This window comes from Anaerolineae bacterium (genome assembly GCA_016931895.1).
In the GTDB taxonomy this organism is placed as follows: domain Bacteria; phylum Chloroflexota; class Anaerolineae; order 4572-78; family J111; genus JAFGNV01.
The window spans coordinates 1-6,334 of record JAFGDY010000066.1 but is presented as its reverse complement, the minus strand read 5'-3'; the positions used below and the strand labels follow the sequence as shown (position 1 = coordinate 6,334).

Annotated in this window: 8 protein-coding genes; 5 read left to right on the top strand and 3 right to left on the bottom strand. The window is 49.9% G+C overall.

The annotated features are described in order from the left end of the window. Positions 1-176: 176 nt before the first annotated feature. From JW953_05340 to JW953_05330, 3 genes are read right to left on the bottom strand one after another with little or no spacing between them, the layout of a single operon-like run. Complete coding sequence (locus JW953_05340) at positions 177-1,253, bottom strand: zinc-binding dehydrogenase (GenBank protein ID MBN1992106.1); 1,077 nt, start codon at positions 1,251-1,253, stop codon at positions 177-179. Further along, positions 1,250-2,158 (bottom strand): sugar phosphate isomerase/epimerase, encoded by a 909-nt coding sequence (locus JW953_05335; GenBank protein ID MBN1992105.1) that lies wholly within the window; start codon positions 2,156-2,158, stop codon positions 1,250-1,252. The genes JW953_05340 and JW953_05335 overlap by 4 nt, the downstream gene beginning before the upstream one ends. A 10-nt stretch (positions 2,159-2,168) precedes the next feature. Then, positions 2,169-3,131, bottom strand: coding sequence for a hydroxyacid dehydrogenase (locus tag JW953_05330; GenBank protein MBN1992104.1), 963 nt, complete (start codon positions 3,129-3,131; stop codon positions 2,169-2,171). A 786-nt stretch (positions 3,132-3,917) separates the two neighbouring features. On the opposite strand from JW953_05330, the gene JW953_05325 reads away from it, so the two are divergent. The 5 genes from JW953_05325 to JW953_05305 form a co-directional block, all read left to right on the top strand. After that, a complete protein-coding gene (locus tag JW953_05325; GenBank protein ID MBN1992103.1) occupies positions 3,918-4,535 on the top strand; it encodes a response regulator transcription factor in 618 nt (205 codons plus the stop codon). A 48-nt stretch (positions 4,536-4,583) separates the two neighbouring features. After that, positions 4,584-4,670: a TraR/DksA C4-type zinc finger protein gene (locus JW953_05320; GenBank protein ID MBN1992102.1), complete on the top strand. Its 87-nt coding sequence runs from the start codon at positions 4,584-4,586 to the stop codon at positions 4,668-4,670. Between the two features lie 73 nt (positions 4,671-4,743). Beyond that, positions 4,744-5,208: an SRPBCC family protein gene (locus tag JW953_05315; protein ID MBN1992101.1), complete on the top strand. Its 465-nt coding sequence runs from the start codon at positions 4,744-4,746 to the stop codon at positions 5,206-5,208. A 32-nt stretch (positions 5,209-5,240) separates the two neighbouring features. Then, complete coding sequence (locus tag JW953_05310) at positions 5,241-5,957, top strand: PRC-barrel domain containing protein (protein ID MBN1992100.1); 717 nt, start codon at positions 5,241-5,243, stop codon at positions 5,955-5,957. 23 nt (positions 5,958-5,980) lie between these two features. Continuing rightward, positions 5,981-6,334, top strand: a 354-nt coding sequence (locus JW953_05305; protein ID MBN1992099.1) for a PRC-barrel domain-containing protein, incomplete at its 3' end; no start/stop codon positions are given.

The window sequence follows — 6,334 nt, the reverse complement described above, 5'->3', positions numbered from 1 at the left end:
GTGAGTTTGCCTATATGATCGGCGTCAGTGTTGGTACACTTCAGAATTGGGAGCAGGGGCGGCACGAGCGTTATTACAAGTAGCAGCGAGAAATCCGAAAGCAGTCATGGAAGCATTGGGCACAGCGGAATAGAGGATAAAACGGGTCAGATTTGACTATGCCGAGGAGCGTTGTACTATCCATATGGACGAGGTTTTTGCGCCTTACGGGGTGGAGGTTCCACCACCAGCACCGATTTGACGTTCTCTCCTTTCTCCATTTTGGTAAAGGCTTCTTGCCATTGTTGTAAAGGATAAACGCCACCAATGATAGGCCCGAGATTAATGTGGCCCGCTGACAGCAAAGTTAAGACCCGTTCCCAATGAGTGTAAGTGTGGCTAAATGATCCTTGCAGAGTAACGCCTTTGCCTACCAGAGGGTCCAGACTAAAATCCAGAGGTTCAGGCCCCCAACCAATCTTGATGATACGACCATTAGGACGAACCAACTCCAGGGATTGTTGTAGCGCCCGGCTGACGCCTGTGCAATCAACAACAACATCTGCGCCAAAGCCATCGCCCAATGAACGAATTAGGGCCAGAGGATTTTCCTTCTGCACATTCAAGGCATAATGAGCGCCTACCTCTTTAGCCACGGCCAATCGCGGCGCATCGGCGGTTGTGCCCAGCATAATTATTGTGCCAGATCCACTCAACCGAGCCATCAGCAATGCCATAATGCCAATCGGGCCAGGCCCCTGGATGACCACCAAATCACCCGGCTTGACCGTTGATTTTTCTACCAGGGCATTGTAGGCCACGCAGATTGGTTCGGTCAAAGCCGCTTCTTCAAAAGAGACATTATCAGGAATGTGATGCAATATCTGAGGTCGCGCTGCCACATATTCGGTGAACGCGCCATCAACCAAAGCGCCGTATCCTTGGCGATGGGGACACTGATTATAATTCCCGGTTACACAATAGACACATTGGCCACAAACCGAAGCCGCTGTTTCACAAACCACTCGATCACCGACCTTAAAACCATTAACTTGTTCCCCTACCTCGCCAACTACGCCACTAAATTCATGGCCCATCACCAGCGGTAGCTTAATTTTCCAACTTTGGTTTTCGTGCCAAAGGTGAATATCGCTGCCGCAAACGCCGACTGCTTTCACCTCAATCATGACTTGACCAGGTCCCATGACCGGTTTTGGAATATCTCGAATCTCGATGTCGCCATCCTGACGACCAAACTTAACTAATGCTTTCATCTTATCCGCCTCGATGTTGGAAAATATTTGTCCCGCATTTGCTGAAGGAACTCAATTGATGCCTGCATTTCGGCCATGCCGTTCATGCCATCTTCAATGCTGACCCAACCTTCATAGCCTGTTTCGGCCAGAATACCAAAGATCGCCTCGTAATCATTTAAGCCTTTTCCTACAACTCCGTGCCGGAGATTGGGTGAATAGCCAAGCGTGCCATCACTCTGGCGCAACTCTTCTAAAGTTGTTCCTTCTGCCAGATAGCGGTCGCTGGCGTGCATTGTCACCACCCGCTCCGCCACTACCCGCAATAATTCGATGGGGTCATCACCGGCCACAATCGCATTCGACGGGTCGTACTGCACTCCAAAATATTCCCGCTCTGGGATAGCCGTCAATACGTCAAGAAAAACATCCTGTTTTTGAGCAAATTCAGGATATTTCCAATGACCGTCCTTGTAATGGTTCTCCAAAGCCAACACTACCTCGTATTCCCGTGCCACCGGGAGAAGTTGTTCAATTGCTTCGGCCACCCAGGCTATACCCTGTGCCCGGCTGACTTCCGGATAACGTTGGCCGGTCAATACCCGGCAGAAGGAATGTGGGCCACCCAAGTGTCGGGTTACCCGAATCATTTCGGCTTCTCGCGCCAAAGCCTGTTTTCGGGCACCAGGATTTGGATTGGTGAAATCCGGGGAGCAGCACATCATCGGCATGGCAAAGCCGGCCTGCCGGATAGCTTCCCCTACCCGGTTAAGGTAAGCGTCATCCAGGCTGAGTAAAAATCCTTCGTACATTTCCAGCCCGTCGGCATCCAACTGCCGGGCCATTTCAATCCATTCAAACACGGTCATTGTGCGGTGATGAGCAATTTCATCCAGATAGCATTTAGGAAATGCAGCAATTTTCATTGGTTCCTCTCTATACGGCTCGCCCTGGCCAGGCCTCCGGGTTTACCAGGAATGGTGGCCGTTCACCCCGCAAAACCTGCAAAAGCTGTTCCACTGCGCCTTGACTCATTGCCTCACGGCCCAAATCAGTAAATGAGGAAATGTGCGGCGTAGCCACTACATTGGACATCTGAAAAAGGGGATTGTCGGGTGCTGGTGGTTCAGGGTCAAAAACATCCATCGCTGCGCCGGCCAGTTGTCCGGCTTCCAAAGCCTCGATCAAAGCAATTTCATCAACCACCGGCCCACGGCTGACATTGATCAAAAAAGCCGTTGATTTCATTCGCTGCAATTCCGGCGCACCAATCAAATGTCGCGTTTCAGGGGTGAAAGCGGGATGTAACGTAACAAAATCGGCCTGATCCAGCAGTACCTCCAGGCTATCTACTGCCACCACCCTCATTGCTTCAGCCTGGCTCCGGTTGATGTACGGGTCAAAAGCAACAACCTGCATTTGCAGCCCTTGCCTACAGATTTCGGCCACCCGGCGGCCAATGCGACCAAAACCAACCACGCCCAACGTCCGGCCTCGCACCTCCGTGCCCTGTAACCGGTTGTGGGGAATATTCGCTGTCCCGCGCAGATTCCTATCGCCGGCAGTCACCTGTTTAGCCAGGGCCAGCAATAGGGCAACGGCATGCTCGGCGGTCGACTCGGTGGGCGCATCGGGCGTGTTGACCACCAAAATGCCTCGTTCTGTGGCGGCATCGAGGTCAACATTATCCACACCAATGCCGTGCCGGGCAATCACCTTGAGACCATCTCCGGCCTGATCCATAAATGCGCCGTCAGCCATTGGCTCAACACCCAAAACAACCCCGGCCACGTCCGCCAGATCGGCCGGGTTTGTGCTATGGATAGTTTCTGTTTCTGCCTCAAGCAAAGCCAACGGTTCCGGCATTAAATCGTATCCAACCCAAACTTTGTGTTTCATATGTTTCCTCTCTGAATTCTGACTAAAGAAAGATCAGACGATTGATATTGGTTTGCGGGTGCTGCATAATGCGGAAAGTATCTGACAATCGTGCTCGTCGCCATTTTATCACCCTCACTTCTCGTTGTCAACGCACTTAAATTTACCTTAATAACCTTTGCTGCTAGTTTGCGGAGGTCATGAGGATTTTGGCTTGCGGCTGGTCTACGCGAGTTATGCCACGGTGAGCGGGGGCGGAGTCGAAACTGAACCCCGCTTGAAGTATCTGGAGGTGTGGTTCTCCAATCACCTTGAAGATAGCTGGGAAATTCGAAATCAAGCAGGCGTAAATAACTGATAAACGTCCATTGTTACATCGGCACCTCGGGGTGGGTTTATCCCCACTGGCGGGGCGTCTTCTATTTGCCGAAGCTACCCCAATCTCAAACAATGACGCCAATGGTCAGGCCGTGACCGATGCTCAGACACTGCGAAATTTGACTCGGTTGGCCTGACTGTTGGGGTATGAGGAGGTGTTTAATGGGTGTGCCGAAGATTGAACATTACCAGTTTGGCGAGATTATCATTGACGGCCGGCGTTACAGCCGGGATGTCATCATTTATTCCGGCGGGGTGGAGATTTCTTTGTTCGAAGAACCCTGATCAGTTCAAACTTTTCCTCGTATCTTTATGGACGAGCTTTTTGCACCCTACGCCAGTTTTTTCTGTCTAGCTCTGGTGGTAGCATGGCGTGCTTATTAATCTCACTCAGGTGGGCAGGACAATGGGTAATTAGGGATTGCTCAAGTGGGTTATAAAAAAATATCAAGGTTAGTGGAAAATTTAACATCTCCTTCGCCCAATCGAGTAAGGAGCGCCAATGATAAATTCCATCTGGGTGAGACAAAGATAGCTCGTTTTTCGGTTCAAAAATCGCCCAATTTAGTATGGGTGAGCCGAGGTGAGAAACGATATAATAGAAGTGTATCTAAGCATGTCTGGAAAGTTGCGGAGAGAAAACCTAAAAATGAGGAGACTGGGACGATGACATCGGTATTTATCATTTCCGATCACGCCATATTTGGGCAAGGCTTGGAAAATCTACTGCGTGAAGAAACCGTGGTTGATATTGCCGGGCAGGCAACAGGAGTGACCCAGGGAATTGAACAGATTAAAGGGTTACAACCGGATATTGTCATCATTGATACCAATGGCCCGCCCAATGATTCTGCGGCAACGATAATGCGTATTCTCATGGAAATGCCGAATGTTAAAGTAATCAGCTTGAGCTTGCATCATAACAAATTTTACATCTTCCGCGCTCTGTTGGGTATTGTTACCAGCCCGCGTGATTTGGTCAAAGCTGTTGAACAGGATGTTTTGTTTCTCAACCAATTAAATTACGGTTCCAGCCCAACTGATTGACGAGGCGTATCCCACCCCCTTGAGCCGGTAAACAAAGGCGTTTATGGAATTTGTGAAAATTGTGGAAAACCAATTAATCCCGAACGGTTAGAAATTTTGCTAGCCGTTATACCTTGCGCAGACTGCGCGCAATAACAAACAAAACCTGGTCTGGAGTTTTAGGCTTAACAAAGGAAAAACATTTACCAAAGCCTTAACAAGGAGACTGATGATGATAACGCTTGAAGAAAAAACTCTGATTGACCGATCAGTTGAAGAGGTCTTCTATTTTGTGGCTAACGCCGAAAATATGTCAAAGTGGAAATCGGCAGTTTTTAAGGTTGAAAAGATATCTGCTGGTCCGCTGGGAGTTGGCACGCAATTTTGGATGATGCGCAACCTGCCGCAAGGGCGGGTCGAAAATACTTTTGAGGTGATTGCCTACGAGCCACATACAAAGTTCTCTATCAAAACTGTTTCAGGGCCTACGCCGTTTGTGTATCACTATCGCTTTGCCAGAGTTGATGAGGGCACCTCTTTGACCCTGGTTGCCGAAATTCAAATCAATGGCTTGGGTAGAATTGCCAAACCTGTCTTGGCCATCGGCCTTAAAAAAGGCATCAGGGACAATCTGAAATCTCTCAAAAGACTTATGCAAACCCGTGAACCTCAACCGTTTCATCCTGCCTCCTAAAACAGATAGTTTTTCCAGAAAGCGTTAAACCAATGCTAAGATCTGCTGATAAGTTAAAAGAGTACACGGTTCAAGCCCCGGACGGTCCGGTAGGCACGGTGAAAGATTTTTATTTTGATGACGAAAACTGGATCATTCGTTATTTGGTGGTTGATACCGACCCCTGGCTGTCCAGGCAAGATGTGTTGCTCTCTCCCGAAGCCCTGACCCAACCCGATTGGGCGCGGCGTCTTTTTCCGGTAAAGTTATCCCAGGCCCAAGTGAAACAAAGCCCGGCGGTTGATACCACCAGACCCATCTCTCGCCGCCAGGAAGCAGAAATGCGGGCCTATTATCACTGGCCCATTTACTGGACTCCGGGTAGGCTGCTGGCGGCCCAACAAACCCGCAAAATGGCCGCCCAGCCCAAAAATCAAGAAGGCCGGCCGGAAGACGATCAGACCGATTCGCATTTACGCAGCGCCACCGAAGTGACCGGCTACCACCTGTGGGCCAGAGATGGCGTAGTGGGCCATGTGGAAGATTTTATTATTGACGATCAACGATGGGAGATTGATTACCTGGTGATAGGCACGCGAAACTGGCTACCGGGTAAAAAAGTATTGATCTCGCCATCGTGGATAGAGGAGGTGTCGTGGCCGGGGCAACAGGTTCACGTTGATCTGGCTCGGGAAACCATCAAAAATAGCCCCGAATATGATCCTTCGACGCCGATAAACGAAGGGTACCAAGAACGAAAGAATAATTGAAGAAACAGAAAGGATATCCGACCATGTTGCGAAGCGTGAAAGAATTAAAAAATTATACCCTCCAGGCCAAAGATGGTGAAGTTGGCCTGGTGGTGGACCTATACTTTGACGACGACCAATGGACGGTGCGCTACCTGGTGGTAGATACCGGCAAGTGGCTGCCGGGACGCCGGGTCCTCGTCAATCGTCTGGCGCTTGGCCGGCCGGATTGGCAGTCTCATGTATTTCCCGTAGATTTAACCAAGGAACAGGTGAAGAACAGCCCGGATATTGATTTGGCCCAACCTGTCTCTCGGCAAGCAGAGATAGATTTGGTGCAGCACTATCAATGGCCCATTTATTGGTCTATGCCGGGTGGGATTTATCACCTGGGGGTG

Coding starts and splice junctions, on each gene's coding strand:
- JW953_05340 (MBN1992106.1), bottom strand. CDS start 1,253: ATGAAAGCATTAGTTAAGTTTGGTCGTCAGGATGGCGACATCGAGATT.
- JW953_05335 (MBN1992105.1), bottom strand. CDS start 2,158: ATGAAAATTGCTGCATTTCCTAAATGCTATCTGGATGAAATTGCTCAT.
- JW953_05330 (MBN1992104.1), bottom strand. CDS start 3,131: ATGAAACACAAAGTTTGGGTTGGATACGATTTAATGCCGGAACCGTTG.
- JW953_05315 (MBN1992101.1), top strand. CDS start 4,744: ATGATGATAACGCTTGAAGAAAAAACTCTGATTGACCGATCAGTTGAA.
- JW953_05310 (MBN1992100.1), top strand. CDS start 5,241: ATGCTAAGATCTGCTGATAAGTTAAAAGAGTACACGGTTCAAGCCCCG.